Raw genomic sequence first — 16,186 nt, 5'->3', positions numbered from 1 at the left:
AACTCTGCATGAAAACATCCAAGCATCGCATGACCATTCTCGTCGGCTCGGTCCTGCTGGCCGCGTCGATCCTCTTGGCTGAAATGGCAAGACCGCACATGAAGGGTGCGGATTTTGACAAAAAGCTCCTGCGGGACAGCTCCGAGACTCATCCTGCCGGCGGTCCTTCCGGCGGCTACGCGGATGTGGTCCAGCGCATTCTGCCCAGCGTGGTGAGCATCGGCACCTACTCCAAAAAAGCCGGACGCGGCTTCGGCTTTGATTTTGATAACGACGACTTGGAGCATCTACCGCCGATGTTCCGTGATTTTTTCGGCGACTGGCTTGGGCGCCGTGAACCCAATGCACCGCGTGAAAAACGCCGCCCTGCCCCGAGCAAACCGGTGCAGACCGGCCTCGGCTCCGGTGTGATCCTCACCTCCGACGGCTACATCCTCACCAACAACCACGTCGTGGAAAACGCGGATGAACTGAAGGTGGGAATTCCCGGACGAGGCCGGGACTACACCGCCAAGGTGGTGGGCACGGATCCGCAAACGGATGTGGCCCTGATCAAGATCGATGTCGATGACCTGAGTCCCGCGACGATCGGCGACAGCTCCAAGATGCGCGTGGGGGATGTGGTGCTGGCCATTGGCTCGCCGATGGGTCTTGAGCAGTCCGTCACTCACGGCATCATCAGCGGACTGGGGCGCAGTGAACTGGGCATCATCGGCAAGCCCCTGCAGGGTCAGGCGGGATATGAGAACTTCATTCAGACCGATGCCGCGATCAATCCCGGCAACTCGGGCGGCCCGCTGCTGGATGAGCGCGGGCGTGTGGTGGGCCTGAACGCCGCCATTGAAACCCGCAGCGGCATGTTTGCCGGCATCGGCCTGGCCATTCCCATCAACATGGCCATCTCCGTGGCGCGTGATCTTCTGGAGGGCGGCAAGGTCCAGCGCGGCTTCCTTGGCATCGAGATGGACAGCCTCGACTCCCGCATGGCGGATTACCTGGGGGTGGAGCATGGGAGCGGCGTGCTGGTCAATTCCATCGTGCCGGATTCTCCGGCGGCAAAAGCGGGCTTTCATGAAGGGGACGCCATCATCGCCGTCAACGACCAGAAGGTCACCGGCCCGGCTCAGCTACGCCTCATCGTCAGCGCCAATCATCCCGGGACGGAGGTGAAGTTCCGCGTGGTGCGCTACAACGACCAGCTCAAACACGCGGAGCAGATGGATCTGACAGCCACGCTGCGCCCGCTTCCTGAAAAGACCGGCACCAAGACCGAAAACAAAACGTCCGAGGAGGATGCCTCCAAATCCGGAGACACCTTCATCAAGGGGGTCGCCATTGAAAATCTCACGGAAGACCTCCGCCAGGAATACCAGGTCTCAAGCGAGGTGCAGGGCGTCATCGTCACCTCGGTGGAGAAAAATTCCGCCGCCTATGAAGCCCTGGAGGAAGGAGACCTCATCGTGCAAATCAACCACAAGCAGGTGAAGAACGTGGCCGAGGCCATGGCCGCCAGAGGGGCACCCGGCGAGATCATGCGCCTCAAAATCCTCCGCAATGGCCGGACGAAATTTGTCATCGTGAAGGTCTGAACCCACACACCGCCCACCATCCGCCAAAACTGTTTGATTCGATTTTACTGCCTATGAACACACCCACCCAGATCACCTTCCGCCACATGGCGGTCTCACCCGCCCTTGAGGCGCGCATCCATGAAGAAGTCGCGGCTCTGGAGCACTGCTTCAGCCGCATCACCAGCTGCCTCGTCGTTGTCGAGGCGCCCCATCAGCACCACCAGCGCGGCAGCGAATTTCACATCCGCATCAACCTCCGCGTCCCCGGTTCCGAGATCGTGGTCAATCACGAGCCCTCGCTGCACAGCACGCTCGCAAAGAGTGAAACCGGCGAATGGGAGAAGCACCTGGAGGCGCATCCAGACCACAAGGATGTGTATGTGGCCATTCGTGACGCCTTTGCCGCCGCGCGCCGACAATTGGAGGACTACGCGCGCGTGCTGCGCGGTGACGTCAAACATCACACCGCAACGGCGGCGAGGTACTGACCATGCAAGCCACCGCCCAGATGTCCGCCAGATCGCTCGTGCGGTCCGCCGCCCACCCTTTGCGGGAGGGCGAGATCTCGGACTACGATCCCCTGCTTGAACTCATCGGCGATGCACAATTTGTGCTGCTCGGTGAAGCCTCGCATGGCACGCATGAGTTCTACCGCGAGCGGGCCCAGATCACCAAGCGGCTGATCACCAAAAAAGGTTTTACCGCCGTGGCGGTGGAGGCCGACTTTCCGGATGCCAGCCGTGTGAACCGCTATGTGCATGGCCAAGGAGGTGACCTCGACGCCGTGGACTCACTGGGCGGCTTCAAGCGCTTTCCCGCATGGATGTGGCGCAATGCGGATGTGCTGGACTTCATCGGCTGGCTGCGTGCGCACAATGACGACCTGCCTGCGGACATTTCCAAGACAGGCTTCTACGGCCTGGACCTCTACAGCATGAACTCCTCCATGGATGCCGTGCTGGGCTACCTCGACAAGATTGATCCTGCAGCCGCCGCCCGTGCACGCGAGCGCTATGCGTGCTTTGACAGCTTCGGCGGTGACTCGCAGCGCTACGGGTTTGAGACCGCGCAGGGCCATGGCTACTCCTGTGAAGACGCCGTCGTCAGCCAGTTTGTCGAGCTCTATTCGCGCGCCAGCGAGCTCGCACGACTTGATGGCCGCGTGGCTGCCGATGACTTTTTCATGGCGGAGCAGAACGCACGCCTCGTCAAAAATGCAGAGCAGTACTACCGCACGATGTACCGCAGCGATGTCTCCTCCTGGAACCTGCGTGACAGCCACATGGTGGAGACTCTGGTGGAACTGGAGCGCCACCTGACCCGGAAAGGCAGGCCGCCCAAAATCGTGGTGTGGGCGCACAACTCCCACCTCGGGGATGCACGCGCCACCTCCATGGGGCATCGCGGGGAGTGGAACGTGGGCCAGCTCATGCGCCAGCGCTGCGCGGACAAGGCCGTTCTCGTGGGCTTCACCACGTACCACGGCACGGTCACCGCCAGTTCAGACTGGGGCGGCCAGGCGGAGCGGAAGCGCGTGCGCCCGGCCCTGCATGGCAGTTTTGAGGCGCTCTTTCATGAGGTCGGGCTCAAGCGCTTCCTGCTGCCGCTGCGCGGAAACAGCAGGCTCAAAGACGGCCTCAGCCAGCAGCTTCTGGAGCGTGCCATCGGCGTCATCTACCGCCCCGAAACGGAACTTCACAGCCATTACTTCCACACCCGGCTGCCGGACCAGTTTGATGCCGTTCTTCACTTCGACGAAACTCGTGCCGTGGAGCCGCTGGAGCGCACCGCCACATGGACGGCCGGTGAAGTTCCAGAAACATTCCCCTCCGGCGTTTGAGCCCCACCACCCGCCTTCATCTTTTTTCCACCGCCTGTTCAACCTTCACTCACTCCATCCCATGCAAATTCTCTGTGCCACTGATTTTTCACCGTCCGCCATGGCCGCCGCAGACGTCGCTGCCGCACTCGCCAAAAAACTCCACATTCCTGTGCGGCTCGTACATGCTGCGCAGGAATACATCGTCATGGGCGATCTGCCTGTGGTCGTGCCGGATGACCGGCTGATACGTGAGGAGCTCAAGCAAGAAGCAGAGCGGCTGCGCGCCACCGGCATTCAGGTCACCGAGGAGCTGCGGCATGGCAGCGCCAGCTATGAGATCATCGACGCCGCTGCGGAGCAGTCGACGCAGTTGATCGTCCTGAGTTCGGTCGGCAGGAGCCTCGCCGGACGCCTGCTCATTGGCAGTGTGGCGGAACATGTTGCTGAAACCTCCTCCGTGCCCACCTTGGTGGTCCGTCAGGGGGAGCTACTGCTGGACTGGCTCAAGGGAGACGCCGCGCTGCGCCTGCTCTGCGGTGTGGACTTCACCGCCTCCGCAGATGCCGCCATCAGCGCCGTGCAGACCTTGATCTCCATGGGGCCGGTGGAAGTGGAGGCCGCTTACGTGCACCCCACGGCGGATCCCATCGTGGGCAATGAGCCGCAGGACACCTGTCAGCGTGATGTCTGGGAGCGCCTGCATGGCATTCTCGGAGACATCCCGGTGAAGGTGCATGTGCGCGAGGGCGCAGGTCAGCACGCGGCTGAATTCCTGAAAACGGCGGATGAACAGAAGTCCGGCCTGCTCGTGGTGGGCACACACCAGCGCCATGGCCTGGCCCGCCTGAAGGGCCGCTCCTTCTCACGCAACGTGCTGGCTCATGCCGTGACAAACGTCCTCTGCGTGCCCGCAGTCGTCGCGGCACCGGATTCGCGCATTCCTTCGATCCATCGCGTGCTGCTGGCGACTGACTTCACGGAGATCTGCACCCATGCCCTGCGCCATGCCCACAGCCTGCTGCCTGCGGGCGGCGCGATCCATCTCGTGCATGTCTGTCATGAACCGACCAGCGGCGTCAATCCCGTCATCGCTTCTGAAGTGTACTTTGACCACAGCCTCATCACGGCTCAGGCAAAGAAGGAAGCACTGGAGAAGTTTGAGTCTCTGGCCGCCGACTTCCCGCAGGTGCCAGGTGTCACCATCACCACCGAAGTGCTGACGCACAGTGATTTTGCCACCGCCATCTGCGAGGCGGCGGAGCGCAAGGGCGCGGATGTCATCTGCATGGGAGCCAAAGGCCACTCACGCGCCGGGGCCGCCCTGCTCGGCTCCACCGTGCAGGCCGTGATCGCCCTTGCGCACAAGCCCGTCTTTGTTGTCACGCCGCCGCTTGCATGATCCCCGCCATGTGCGCCCTTGTCACACGATCTGCCTCATCTTCGCCAACACAGGCCGAGCATGAAAGTGACTTCGTGGAATGCTGCACGATGAACTCGGGCAATGTCATTAAAGCCGCAGAATTCGCCGATATTTTTGACGGCTTCAGCATTGGCGTTGATCGCGACAGCGGAATCGTGGTGCCCGTTTTCAATGAACGTAATGCAGCGGTGGATAAGGAGAGGATGCAGCGATGAACTTCCCACCCATCACGAAAAACATTGCCTCATGGCAGGTCCGGCCATGCATGGTGGACTATGCGAAAACATGCGCCGAATTTTCATGGGACGCTGTCAGAGCTGAACTGGCAGGACTGCCGGACGGCGGCGGCCTGAATCTCGCCCATGAAGCGGTGGATCGTCATGCCAGCGGGCAGCGGGCCGGACATCTGGCGCTGCGCTGGCTCGGCAAGGACGGCAGCGTGCGTGACCTGACGTATGCGGACATGGCGCAGGGCTCGGCGCGGTTTGCGAATGTGCTGCGTTCTCTCGGTGTCGGGAAAGGCGAGCGGGTCTTCGCGCTCATGGGCCGTGTGCCGGAGCTGTATTTCGCCGCGCTGGGAACCCTGAAGAATGTGAGTGTGTTCTGTCCGCTCTTCTCGCAGTTCGGTCCCGAGCCGGTGTGGCAGAGACTGAGCCGTGGCGATGCGAAGGTGCTCGTGACCACCAAGGCCCTGTATGAAAAAAAGGTGAGCACCTTGCGCGAGCGTCTGCCCAAGCTGCAATTCATCCTGATCGCGGATGCGGAGGATGATCTCGATGCCGGCGTGCGCTCCCTGCCCAAGCTCATGGCCGCCGCGAATAATCAGTTTGAGATTCCAGCGACCAGCCCCGAGGACATGGCGCTGCTGCATTTCACCAGCGGCACGACCGGCATGCCCAAAGGCGCGGTGCATGTGCATCAGGCGGCGCTCACTCATTTCGCCACCGGGCGCCATGTGCTCGACCTCCATCCCGACGATGTGTTTTGGTGCACCGCCGACCCCGGCTGGGTGACCGGCACATCCTATGGCATCTTTGCACCCCTGCTGCATGGCGTGACGAATCTCGTCGATGAAGCCGACTTCGATGCCGAGCGCTGGTATCGACTGCTGCAGGATCAGAAGGTCACCGTCTGGTACACCGCCCCCACCGCCCTCCGCCGTCTCATGCGCATCCCCGGCGAACCGCGCACGCAGTACGATCTGAGTCATCTGCGCCTCATCCACAGCGTGGGCGAGCCCCTGAACCCGGAAGCCGTCGTGTGGGGCCAGCAGGCGCTGGGTTTGCCGGTTCATGACAACTGGTGGCAGACGGAAACGGGAGGGATCATGATCGCGAACTATGCGGCCATGGACATCCGCCCCGGCTCCATGGGCAAACCGCTGCCAGGCATCGAGGCGGCCATTGTGAAGCATGACGAGCAGGGCCTTGAGGTGATTCAGGAAAGCCATGTGGAAGGCGAGCTCGCGCTCAGGCCCGGCTGGCCTTCGATGTTCCGCGCCTACCTGCATGACGAGGCCCGCTATGCGAAGTGCTTTGTGGACGGCTGGTATCTCAGCGGCGATCTCGCGAAGCGTGATGCGGACGGCTACTTCTGGTTTGTCGGCCGCGCGGATGACATCATCAAGACTTCCGGTCACATGGTCGGTCCGTTTGAAGTGGAGAGCGCTCTCATGGAGCATCCGGCGGTGGCGGAGGCTGGTGTCATTGGCAAGCCGGAGCCGCTCATCGGCCAGCTCGTGAAGGCGTTTGTCGTGGTCAAGGCCGGACACGCGGCGGATGATGCGCTGTGCAAGGAGCTCATCGGCTTTGGCCGCAAGCGTCTCGGTCCCGCTGTGGCCCCGAAGGAGATCGCCTTTGTCGAAAGCCTGCCAAAGACACGCAGCGGCAAAATCATGCGCCGTCTGCTCAAGGCCCGCGAACTGGGCCTGCCGGAAGGCGATTTGTCCACCCTCGAAAACGACTGACATGAGCACGCCCCTGCCCGACCACGACCAAGCGCGCCGCCTGCTCTGGCAGATGGTGCGCATCCGGATCTTCGAGGAAAAATGCGTCGAGATGTACAGCGCGCAGAAGATCCGCGGCTTCATGCATCTCTACATCGGGGAGGAAGCCATCGCGACGGGCGTCATCCACCAGCTCCTGCCAGAAGACAGCATTGTGGCCACCTATCGCGAGCATGGCCAGGCGCTGGTGCGCGGGGTGAGCGCGAACTCGATCATGGCGGAAATGTTCGGCAAGGTGGAAGGCTGCGCACGTGGCCGAGGCGGCTCGATGCATCTGTTCGATGCGAAAACACGCTTCTGCGGCGGCAATGCCATCGTCGGCGGCGGCCTGCCCCTGGCCCTCGGCCTGGCGCTCGCGGACAAGATGCAAAATCGCAAGGCGGTCACCGTCTGCTTCTTCGGAGAAGGCGCCATGGCGGAGGGTGAGTTTCATGAATCGCTGAATCTCGCCGGCCTCTGGCAGCTTCCAGTCCTCTTTGTCTGCGAAAACAACCTCTACGCCATGGGCACCGCGCTGCGCTACACGGAATCGAAAACCGAGCTCGCAAGCAAGGGCGATGCGTACGGCGTCGCCAATGCGGTCGTCGATGGCATGGACTTGCTCGCCGTGGATGAAGCCGCGCGCAAAGCGATCGCCGCCACGCGCGCGGGAAAGCCTTTCCTGCTCGAATGCCGCACCTACCGCTTTCGCGCGCACTCCATGTTTGATGCCGAACTCTATCGTTCCAAGGATGAAGTCGCCGAATGGAAGAAGCGTGACCCCATCCCGCTGTTCTTCGAGGCGATGAAGGCGGCGAAGGTGCTCAGCGATGCAGATCTGCAGGCAGTGGAGGCCGAGGCCGCCAAAGAGGTCGATGCAGCCGTCGCCTTTGCCGAGGCGGGAACCTGGGAGCCGGTCAGTGATCTGACCCGCTTTGTTTATTCGGAGGGGGCCGCATCATGAACGCGAACGATCAGCCGAAGAAGATGACGTATCGTGATGCCGTGCGCGAGGGCATCCGCAGCGCGCTGCTGAAGGATTCGCGCGTGTTTCTGATGGGCGAGGATGTGGGGCACTACGGCGGTTGTTTTGCCGTGAGCCGTGGTCTGCTGGCAGAATTCGGCGAGGAACGCATCCGCGACACGCCGCTGGCGGAGTCCGCCTTCGTCGGCGCGGGCATCGGCGCGGCGCTGGGCGGCATGCGGCCGATCGTCGAGATCATGACCTGCAATTTCAGCCTGCTGGCGCTGGATCAGATCATGAACACGGCGGCCTCGCTGCTGCACATGTCCGGGGGCCAGTTCCATGTGCCGCTTGTCATCCGCATGGCGACCGGCGGCGGCAAACAGCTCGCGGCGCAGCATTCGCACAGCCTCGAAGGCTGGTATGCGCACATCCCCGGCATCAAGGTCCTGACCCCCGCGACTTTGGAGGATGGCTACGGCATGCTCGCGGCCGCGCTGGAGGATCCGGATCCGGTCCTGATCTTCGAAAACCAGACTCTGTATGTCATGGAGGGAGAGCTGCCCGCCAGTCCGGGCCCGGTGGACATCTCCACGGCCAAAGTGCGGAACGCGGGCTCGGACGTCACCATTCTGACCTACGGCGCGAGTTTGCAAAAGTCACTCACCGCCGCCGCAAAGCTCGCGGAGGAGGGCATCCGCGCGGAAGTCGTCGATCTGCGTGTGCTGCGCCCGCTGGATGACACCACGATCATGCGCAGCGTGGCGAAGACGCACCGCGTGCTCATCGTCGATGAAGGCTGGCGCAGCGGCGGCATCTCCGCCGAGATCAGCGCCCGCATCATGGAGCAGGCCTTTTATGAACTCGACCGCCCGGTGCAGCGTGTGTGCGCCGCCGAGGTGCCGATCCCTTACGCAAAGCATCTGGAGCTTGCGGCTTTGCCGCAGGTGGAATCCATCATCGCCGCCGTGCAAAACCTCGTCCGCTCCCATGGCTGATTTCGTCATGCCCAGCCTCGGCGCGGACATGGCGTCCGCCACCCTCGTGAAATGGCACGTCAAGCCGGGCGATGCCGTGAAACGCGGTCAGATCATCGCCGAGGTCGACACGGACAAAGGCATCATCGACGTCGAATGCTTCGTGTCAGGTGAGATTGAAAAACTCGTCACCGAGCCCGGAGCCAAGATTCCCGTTGGCAGCTTGCTGGCCGTGATCAAGACGAGCGAAGCCATGCCTGCGGCGACTTCACCACCGACAAGCCCGGCACCCGCCATCGAAGCGCCGGTGGTGGTGCCTGAGACGCCGCACATTCACGCTTCGCCCTTGGCCAGGAAGATCGCCGCCGAACTGCATGTGGATTTGAACCGTCTCGTCGGCCATGGCACCGGCCCAGGTGGCTTGATTGACCGCGAAGATGTCGAGCTGGCCGCCAAGCCGGTCACGCGCTTGCGCATCTCCCCGCTGGCACGCAGGCGCGCTGCGGAGTTGAAGATCGACATCGCAGGCCTGCGTGGCAGCGGGCCGGGTGGGGCGATTGAGGCGGCGGATGTCGAACGTGCGGCCAAACCAGCCGCGCCGAAGACAGGTGACGCGATGCGTCGCGCCATCGCCGCCGCCATGGCGAAATCGAAACGCGAGATTCCTCACTACTACCTGCAAACACGGATCGACATGAGCGCCACACTGGCGTGGCTGCAGGCCGAGAATCAAAAACGCAGCATCAAGGCCCGCCTGCTGCCAGCGGTTCCGGTGCTGAAGGCGCTGGCGAAGGCCCTGCGGGATGTGCCGCAGCTCAACGGCTTCTGGATCGACGGTGAGCATCGCGTTTCTGACGCGGTTCATCTCGGCTTTGCCATCTCCATGAAAGGCGGCGGCCTGGTGGCTCCGGCCATTCATGATGTGGACAAAAAATCCAACGACGAGGTGATGGCCGCTTTGAGCGACCTCATTCCCCGCGCGCGCAGCGGTCGTCTGCGCAGTTCTGAGATGACCGATGCGACGATCACGATCACCAGCCTCGGCGATCTCGGTGTGGAGACCGTGTTTGGCGTCATTTACCCACCGCAGGTGGCAATTGTGGGCCTCGGCAAAATCATGGAGCAGCCCTGGGCCAAGGATGGCATGCTCGGCGTGCATCCGGTGATGACCGCCTCGCTTGCCGCGGATCATCGCGCCACTGACGGCCATGTGGGCGCCCAGTTTCTCGAAGCCCTCAACCGCCACCTGCAAACTCCCGACCAGCCATGATCGAATCTGAACTCAAAGCCATCCTGCTTGCCGGCCTGCGCGAGATTGCGCCCGAGTCCGATCCCGAAAGCCTGCGCCCCGACCAGAAGATCCGCGAGACCCTCGACATCGACTCCTTCGACTTCCTCAAGTTTCTCATCGCCCTGAATGAAAAAATCGGCGTGGAAATACCGGAGGCGGATTACGGCAAGCTGAACACACTTGATGACATGCTGCGTTATCTGGGACCCAAGGTGTGACATCTCCCGCGTCCCATGAATGACCGTCCGTTGCTTTCACGACTCATCGATTCCGGCATTGTCATCTGCCTGATCGTCACGCTGGGAACTTTGGTTTATGGTCATATGGGTGGCGAAGCCGGCGGCTTGAGCCTGATCGACAGCTACGTCACGGAGTACATGAAGAAGGCACCGCACTGGCCCTGGCTCATCGTCGCCAGCTTTGCCTTCGCCCTGCTGCTGTTCCTGCTGGCGCTGGCCTTTCTGCAGCGGAGCGAGGGAAACGTTCTCATTCTCGCCGGCAGTCTTCTGCTCGCCGCCACAGCGATGGGCAACTTCTTCGTGGCCTACGCGCCGATGCGACGTGTCGAGCAGCCGCCACCGCCGGCGCATGAATGGTGGACACCGACATGGTGGTTCACCTCCCACACTTCACACACGCCCTATGAGCATGGCATGGCGGACGCGTACGCGGATGTTCACTATCGTGCCATCCGTCTTGTCATCAGCATGGGCCTCGCAGGGATTTTCTGCATTGCCGCCGGCATGGTGGCCTCCCCACAGCAGCGCCGCTTCGGATGGCGGACCTTCGGTGCGGTGCTGGTGATGGCGGCGCTGTTCTGGATTGGCGATCATGCCACACGCCATCATGGCATGTGGCAGCGGCTGGGGTTTGCCGTGATGTATGCCTGGTTGTGGTTTGCCCGGCAGACCTTGTACTGGTTGAAAGAGATCAAGGAGCTTCAAGAGGAGCACCCACATAAAACAAGACTCATCGTTGATGAATGGCGCACTGGTCAGGATTCGAAGCTGAAACCTTCTGATCCGTAGTTCCATCCTTGTGGGTTTCGGCATGTTCGCTGGTGTGCACTCTTGAATCATTTGAGGCAAACATGCCGGGAGATCTGCGGAGCTGCGTAGCGAATGCATGTTGAGGTTGAAAGCTCCGAACACATGACGAGTGCTACTTAAGCACCCGGTGGGGGCAGTTGTGTGTGTTAATTCTGCACGCTAAGCGAACAGGGCTGCGATGGGACTGCCCTGATCCGTGATCGGCACAGGGCGGTCGCCGTCGTGAAGGCTGGCGGTGTAATCCACGCCGACAGCGGCGCAGATGGTGGCGAAGAAGTCGGGCACGCTGACGGGATTCGTGACGATCTTTTTGGCGAGATCATCGGTCTCGCCCCAGGCTCCGCAGTGGCGCAGGCCGCCTCCGGCCAGCACACAGGTGAAGGCGCTGCCCTGATGACCGCGCCCACCGCCGCCGTCAAACTCGGGCGGACGACCGAACTCGGTGGTGATGACGATGAGCGTCTTGTCGAGCAGCCGACGGCTTTCGAGGTCGGTGATAAGCGCGGCGACGGCGCCGTCGAGTTCCTTGATCAGCTCGTGCTGTTTCAAGATGCCCTGGTTGTGTGCGTCCCAGCCGGTGCCGTTGAGGAAGTTCAGGTTGTGGGAGACTTCGACAAAACGCACCCCCTGCTCGACCAGTCTGCGGCTGAGCAGGCAGCGCTGGCCAAACTCACCGCCGTAGCGCTGGCGCAGCGCACCGGGCTCCTCGTCGAGCTGGAAGACGCGGTTGAACGCCGGCCCGCTGAACTTCAGGCTTTGCTGGATGGCGGCATCGTAGCTCTTCAGCCTCGGGTCGCTGGTCGGAGGTGCGCTGGCTTGAAGCGCGGAGAGGAACTGCCCCCGGCGTTGCTGCCGCTCGGTGCTGACATCGGGCGGGCGGGAGAGACCTGCCGGGCCGCGACTGGTATCCGTGAGATAAAGATACCCGGACTGCGCCCCAAGAAAGCCGGGGCCGCGCGTGACGTTCGGATAGCCAATGATCACATAGGGCGGCGCTTCGTCTGAGGCGGGACCGCGCTGGTGGGTAATGAGTGAGCCGATGGAAGGATAGCTGATCGTGCCGCTGATCGGACGGCCGGTGTGCATGCGGTTGGTGGCCGCGGCGTGCTCATCAATGACATCGTGATGCACGGTGCGCACCGCCGTCACGCGCTCCATGAGCGGTGCGACATTGCGCAGATGCTCGCACACACGAACGCCGCGCACCGCCGTGTCGATGGAGTCGTAGTAGGAGCCCGCCTTCTTCGCCTGCGGATCGCCGCGCCGTTTCGGATCAAAGGTGTCCGTCTGGGCCATGCCACCTCCGAGCCAGATGGAGATGACGTGCTCGGCCTTCCCCTGGATGAGCCCCTGAGCGGCATCGAGGGGACGGGCAAGCAAGGAGGCACCTGCAAACGATGCTGTGGAGTGGAGAAAGTGACGGCGTTTCATCAAAAAAGTAAGTTCAAGGTTTCCACACAAACTCGCGGTCATTGATCAGACTCCAGACGAGGTCTTCGTAAATCTCCCGCCAGGCACTGCGCAGGCGTGGGTCAGGCGGCGGGCCTTGGCGGACGCGTTTTTCGACTTCGATCTGAATGGAGTTGGCTTCGGGACTCACGTGATTCAGCCACGTCACCAGCGGCAGTGGTTCGGCGGCTTTGGGCGTGGATTGCCCGGCGGCAGGGACGAGCCGCGTGGCGAAGCCTTCGCGAAGTGCGGGCAGGAAGGCATCGCGCTCCGCAGTGCGCGGCTTGCGGCTGAGGAAGCGCAGGAAGACTTCCTCGATGAGCGCATCGGGCGACTTCGCCTGCACAGCGAGATCGGCCAGCTCGCTGCGCCATGAGGCGCGGGAGAGCGACTGCACCAGCGTGCCATTCGCGAGGATGCCAGGCTGGAGGAGGTTCGGGTCCGTGGGACGATCAAAGATGGGCATCTGCCGCGAGCCGTTCCAGCCAAAGGCCTCCAGCACATCCACCGTTGTTTGTGCGTGAGGCAGGGCCAGGCTGGGGCGGTCGCGTTCGTTGTTCAGACTGGCGAACATCCACGCGCGCTGCGGCACACCGAGCGTCTGCCTGCGCTCCAGCGCATGACGGCCATCATGGACGAAGGTGATCTCCTCGGAGTCGATGGCCTTTCCAGCGGCGAAGTGCAGCGAATCCACGATCTCTTCCGCTGTGAGCCGCCGCCGCCCCGGCGCGCTGAAAAAGCGCTCGTTGGCTGGCAGCGCGGCGAGGTTGTCAGACGTGGGTTCACGCTGATAAGCGGAGGAGGTCACGATGAGCCGCAGCAGATGCCGGAGATCGTAATCGTGTGCGACAAAATCAGCGGCCAGCCAGTCGAGCAGCTCAGGGTGGCTGGCATCGCGGCCTTCCCAGTCGTGGGCAGGCTCGACAAAGCCTGCGCCCATGAGCCGCTTCCAGATGCGGTTCACAAAGACACGCGCAAAGCGCCGGTTGTCCGGCGCGGTGACAAGCGCGGCGAAACGCTCCCGGGTGTCCTTCGGATCGTCCATCAGGCGGTTGATGCGGCTCCCATCAGCCGTGCCCGTGGCGGCAGCAAAGGGCCACTCGGGCGTGACAGGCTCGTCGGGCTTGAGCGTGACTTTGATGAGAGACTCGCGGCCCTTCTTCTCGAAGAAACCGGCGGGCACCCGGCTCGTGGCGGGCACCGTCACCGTCTTGCGCGAGAGCATCGCCGCGAGCGAATAAAGATCGCGCTGCGTGGTGCTGTGGTAGGGCGAATCATGGCAGCGTGCGCACTGCAGCTCGATGCCCAGAAACGCTGAGGCGATGATGTGGCCCTTCGCGGCAAAGGGCGCGTCATTCTCTCCGGCGAGACCGAATCCCGCGCTGCCGCCACGCCCGACATCCCCGCGCATCATCAGCAGCTCGGTGACCATGCGGTCGAGGCTCCTGCCATCGCGCAACGCATCGAGCAGGAACCAGCGAAACGGCCCGGTGCTGTTGAGTGAGGCGTTGATGAGCGTCGGATTCTCGGCGAGCACATCAAGCCAGCCAGCCATCTGATGCTCAGCGCCACGAACATCTGAGAGCAGGCGCTCAATCAGGCGCGTACGTTTGTCGGGCGCGGAGTCAGCGAGAAATGCACGCGCTTCTGCCACCGTGGGCGGCAGGCCGATGAGATCGAGGCTGATGCGACGGAGAAAGGCCTCGTCGCTGGTGAGCGCTGACCTGGCGAGCTTCTCGGACGCAACCGGCGTGACAGGCCAGACAGCTCCCTCACGAATCCACGTCTCCAGCTTCGCGATCTGCGCCTTGCCCAGCGGATCGCCCGATGGCGGCATGACGAGCGAATCGTCCTCCGAGCGCAGGCGCACGATCATCTCGCTGGCCTCCGGTTTGCCCGGCACGATCGAGGGAATCTCCGAATCGCCTCCGTGCAATGCCGCTGCACGCGAGGTCAGCTTCAGCCCGCCTTTGTCCTTTTCGCCGTGGCAGCGGAAGCACTTTTCCTGGAGGATGGGCAGGATGTCTTTTTGAAAAGCGCCCGAGTCGCCGGAAGCAGCGGCGTTTAATGCAACGGCGGCTGCGATCTTCGCGTCGATGAAGGCATCAATGGGGTGACCGCCCTTGGGTGGAGCAGGCGCGGGATTTTTCGCCACCCACTCGCGGGCGAGGTCGTGGCGTTTTTGCCAGAATGCATCGCGCGAGCGTGCGGCAGTCCGCCGATGCGTGTCATCCAGATCAGACAGGGCTTTCTCCATTTGCGCCAGCACAGGCTCCACCGCTGCATCGGTCAATGCCAGGCCGGGCTTGCTGCCAGCTCGGAGAATGGAAAACGACTTCCCGTCCTCCGTCTCGATGGCCACACACAGCTCGCCAGTTTCAGTGCGCTGGTTTTTGCCGCCGACCACCACTTCAAGGACAATGCGGCTTCTTTTCCCAAGAAGCTTCGCCGTGCCAAACACCTCCTGATGATGATAGTCCTTCACGCGCAGACCTGGCAGCGGTGGCGTCGCCAGCGGCGTGACATCATCGTGTCCGTTTGGCGTGCTTCCATCGGCCGGTTTCGTCTCGGCGATCATCACGCCATCCACCCACAGCCGGGCCAGCGCACGAGCGCGCAGCAGAAACCGCCGCGATCCCTCTGGCAACGCCACATCCGCCGCCATCCGCAGCAGCAACGGCGATTTCCACTCCGAGCGGATGCCCCAGTCATCGTAGCGCAGCGGCACACGCGGCAGCAGGAACGCATCGCTCATCCAACGGTCCGTCTCCGCCGGCAGCTCCGCCTTGGCGGGCCAGCGGTTAAAGGCGGGGAGCCCCTCGCTGAACTGCACGAGCACCTTTCCATCGGTGATAGGTCCCAGCTTCGGCATCTCCGGTTTCTCAGGCAGCACCACCATGGGGCCGCCTGTGCGCCGGCAATGTTTTGCGATCTCCGAATCGCCCAGAGCGCGGCGATGGATGACCAGATCATCCAGAAAGCCCTGAAGGCTGTTCCCCGCACTGCCGCCCAGCGATGAGCCGATCCAGACATCGTCATCATCCACCACGGGCGCCTTTGTGGTGGCTCCGTCCACGCTCCAGACGCCATCAGTCACCACGCCGTCGATCCATCCGCGCATCGTTTCCGGCCTGCCAAACTCGTAGGCCACCGCCACATGATGCCAGCCCGTTTTGACCTGAAAGGACGCCGCCGAGTTCCAGAGGTGCCAGGTGTTTCCACCACCGGGCGCTGGAGCACTGGCAAAAAGAAAACTCAGGTGCGCCAGCCCCTCGCTCCCGCCGATGACCCGCAGCGACCAGTTCTGATTGTTGCGCGCGAAATGCGGCGAGTTGGTGCGTCCCTTGCCAATCAGATACACCGGCTGTCCAGGGCTGATCTTGTCCACCTTCACCCACGTCTCCAGCGTGATGGCATCGCCATTCGTGAAATCGAACGGACTCTGCGCTCCCGTGTCCTTGATCTCGTAGCGCGAGCCTTTCCCCTGCAACTGAATGGCCGTGTTGTCCGCCTCAAAGTCCGGAAACTCCGGCGGACGCGGTCCCGCCTGATCCCGCACCACCCCGCCCACCGCAATCAACGGAGCCGACTCCTCCTGGCCAAAGTCCAGCTGCAGCACCGGCCTGCCATCATTCGCGTGCAGACTCATGCCTGAAGCT

Annotated in this window: 13 protein-coding genes; 11 read left to right on the top strand and 2 right to left on the bottom strand. The window is 62.7% G+C overall.

The features are described 5' to 3' along the window. Positions 1–8 precede the first annotated feature (8 nt). The 11 genes from AC24GY_RS24650 to AC24GY_RS24600 all read left to right on the top strand — a co-directional run bounded on the left by AC24GY_RS24650 (position 9) and on the right by AC24GY_RS24600 (position 11,057). A complete protein-coding gene (locus tag AC24GY_RS24650; RefSeq protein ID WP_487688377.1) occupies positions 9–1,589 on the top strand; it encodes a Do family serine endopeptidase in 1,581 nt (526 codons plus the stop codon). 53 nt (positions 1,590–1,642) lie between these two features. Then, the gene (locus AC24GY_RS24645) at positions 1,643–2,059 is read left to right on the top strand and encodes an HPF/RaiA family ribosome-associated protein (RefSeq protein WP_487688374.1); all 417 of its coding nucleotides are present in this window, start codon (positions 1,643–1,645) and stop codon (positions 2,057–2,059) included. Between the two features lie 2 nt (positions 2,060–2,061). Continuing rightward, entirely contained in the window at positions 2,062–3,411 is a 1,350-nt protein-coding gene (locus tag AC24GY_RS24640) for an erythromycin esterase family protein (protein ID WP_487688371.1), read from the top strand. Positions 3,412–3,472: 61 nt separating this feature from the next. Beyond that, a complete protein-coding gene (locus AC24GY_RS24635; protein WP_487688369.1) occupies positions 3,473–4,792 on the top strand; it encodes a universal stress protein in 1,320 nt (439 codons plus the stop codon). After that, complete coding sequence (locus AC24GY_RS24630) at positions 4,789–5,028, top strand: hypothetical protein (RefSeq protein WP_487688366.1); 240 nt, start codon at positions 4,789–4,791, stop codon at positions 5,026–5,028. Before AC24GY_RS24635 ends, AC24GY_RS24630 begins: the two co-directional genes overlap by 4 nt. Further along, the gene (acsA, locus tag AC24GY_RS24625; protein ID WP_487688364.1) at positions 5,025–6,779 is read left to right on the top strand and encodes an acetate--CoA ligase; all 1,755 of its coding nucleotides are present in this window, start codon (positions 5,025–5,027) and stop codon (positions 6,777–6,779) included. The genes AC24GY_RS24630 and acsA overlap by 4 nt, the downstream gene beginning before the upstream one ends. A 1-nt stretch (position 6,780) precedes the next feature. Next, on the top strand, positions 6,781–7,761 hold the full coding sequence (gene pdhA / locus AC24GY_RS24620) for a pyruvate dehydrogenase (acetyl-transferring) E1 component subunit alpha (RefSeq protein WP_487688361.1): 981 nt from the start codon (positions 6,781–6,783) through the stop codon (positions 7,759–7,761). Continuing rightward, on the top strand, positions 7,758–8,759 hold the full coding sequence (locus tag AC24GY_RS24615; RefSeq protein WP_487688359.1) for an alpha-ketoacid dehydrogenase subunit beta: 1,002 nt from the start codon (positions 7,758–7,760) through the stop codon (positions 8,757–8,759). Before pdhA ends, AC24GY_RS24615 begins: the two co-directional genes overlap by 4 nt. Next, positions 8,752–10,008, top strand: coding sequence for a dihydrolipoamide acetyltransferase family protein (locus AC24GY_RS24610; RefSeq protein ID WP_487688357.1), 1,257 nt, complete (start codon positions 8,752–8,754; stop codon positions 10,006–10,008). The genes AC24GY_RS24615 and AC24GY_RS24610 overlap by 8 nt, the downstream gene beginning before the upstream one ends. Beyond that, positions 10,005–10,247 (top strand): acyl carrier protein, encoded by a 243-nt coding sequence (locus AC24GY_RS24605; protein ID WP_422321866.1) that lies wholly within the window; start codon positions 10,005–10,007, stop codon positions 10,245–10,247. Before AC24GY_RS24610 ends, AC24GY_RS24605 begins: the two co-directional genes overlap by 4 nt. A gap of 15 nt (positions 10,248–10,262) precedes the next feature. Beyond that, positions 10,263–11,057, top strand: coding sequence for a hypothetical protein (locus AC24GY_RS24600; RefSeq protein WP_487688354.1), 795 nt, complete (start codon positions 10,263–10,265; stop codon positions 11,055–11,057). Between the two features lie 180 nt (positions 11,058–11,237). On the opposite strand, the gene AC24GY_RS24595 is transcribed toward AC24GY_RS24600, so the two are convergent. Further along, positions 11,238–12,509 (bottom strand): DUF1501 domain-containing protein, encoded by a 1,272-nt coding sequence (locus AC24GY_RS24595; RefSeq protein ID WP_487688351.1) that lies wholly within the window; start codon positions 12,507–12,509, stop codon positions 11,238–11,240. A gap of 13 nt (positions 12,510–12,522) precedes the next feature. Beyond that, entirely contained in the window at positions 12,523–16,176 is a 3,654-nt protein-coding gene (locus AC24GY_RS24590; protein WP_487688348.1) for a DUF1553 domain-containing protein, read from the bottom strand. Positions 16,177–16,186 lie beyond the last annotated feature (10 nt).

This window comes from Prosthecobacter sp. Pr1, assembly GCF_057652315.1.
Note: the sequence above shows the minus strand (reverse complement) of the source record. Positions and strands in the feature narration are given on the sequence as shown.

Coding starts and splice junctions, on each gene's coding strand:
- AC24GY_RS24650 (WP_487688377.1), top strand. CDS start 9: ATGAAAACATCCAAGCATCGCATGACCATTCTCGTCGGCTCGGTCCTG.
- AC24GY_RS24645 (WP_487688374.1), top strand. CDS start 1,643: ATGAACACACCCACCCAGATCACCTTCCGCCACATGGCGGTCTCACCC.
- AC24GY_RS24640 (WP_487688371.1), top strand. CDS start 2,062: ATGCAAGCCACCGCCCAGATGTCCGCCAGATCGCTCGTGCGGTCCGCC.
- AC24GY_RS24635 (WP_487688369.1), top strand. CDS start 3,473: ATGCAAATTCTCTGTGCCACTGATTTTTCACCGTCCGCCATGGCCGCC.
- AC24GY_RS24630 (WP_487688366.1), top strand. CDS start 4,789: ATGATCCCCGCCATGTGCGCCCTTGTCACACGATCTGCCTCATCTTCG.
- acsA (WP_487688364.1), top strand. CDS start 5,025: ATGAACTTCCCACCCATCACGAAAAACATTGCCTCATGGCAGGTCCGG.
- pdhA (WP_487688361.1), top strand. CDS start 6,781: ATGAGCACGCCCCTGCCCGACCACGACCAAGCGCGCCGCCTGCTCTGG.
- AC24GY_RS24615 (WP_487688359.1), top strand. CDS start 7,758: ATGAACGCGAACGATCAGCCGAAGAAGATGACGTATCGTGATGCCGTG.
- AC24GY_RS24610 (WP_487688357.1), top strand. CDS start 8,752: ATGGCTGATTTCGTCATGCCCAGCCTCGGCGCGGACATGGCGTCCGCC.
- AC24GY_RS24605 (WP_422321866.1), top strand. CDS start 10,005: ATGATCGAATCTGAACTCAAAGCCATCCTGCTTGCCGGCCTGCGCGAG.
- AC24GY_RS24600 (WP_487688354.1), top strand. CDS start 10,263: ATGAATGACCGTCCGTTGCTTTCACGACTCATCGATTCCGGCATTGTC.
- AC24GY_RS24595 (WP_487688351.1), bottom strand. CDS start 12,509: ATGAAACGCCGTCACTTTCTCCACTCCACAGCATCGTTTGCAGGTGCC.
- AC24GY_RS24590 (WP_487688348.1), bottom strand. CDS start 16,176: ATGAGTCTGCACGCGAATGATGGCAGGCCGGTGCTGCAGCTGGACTTT.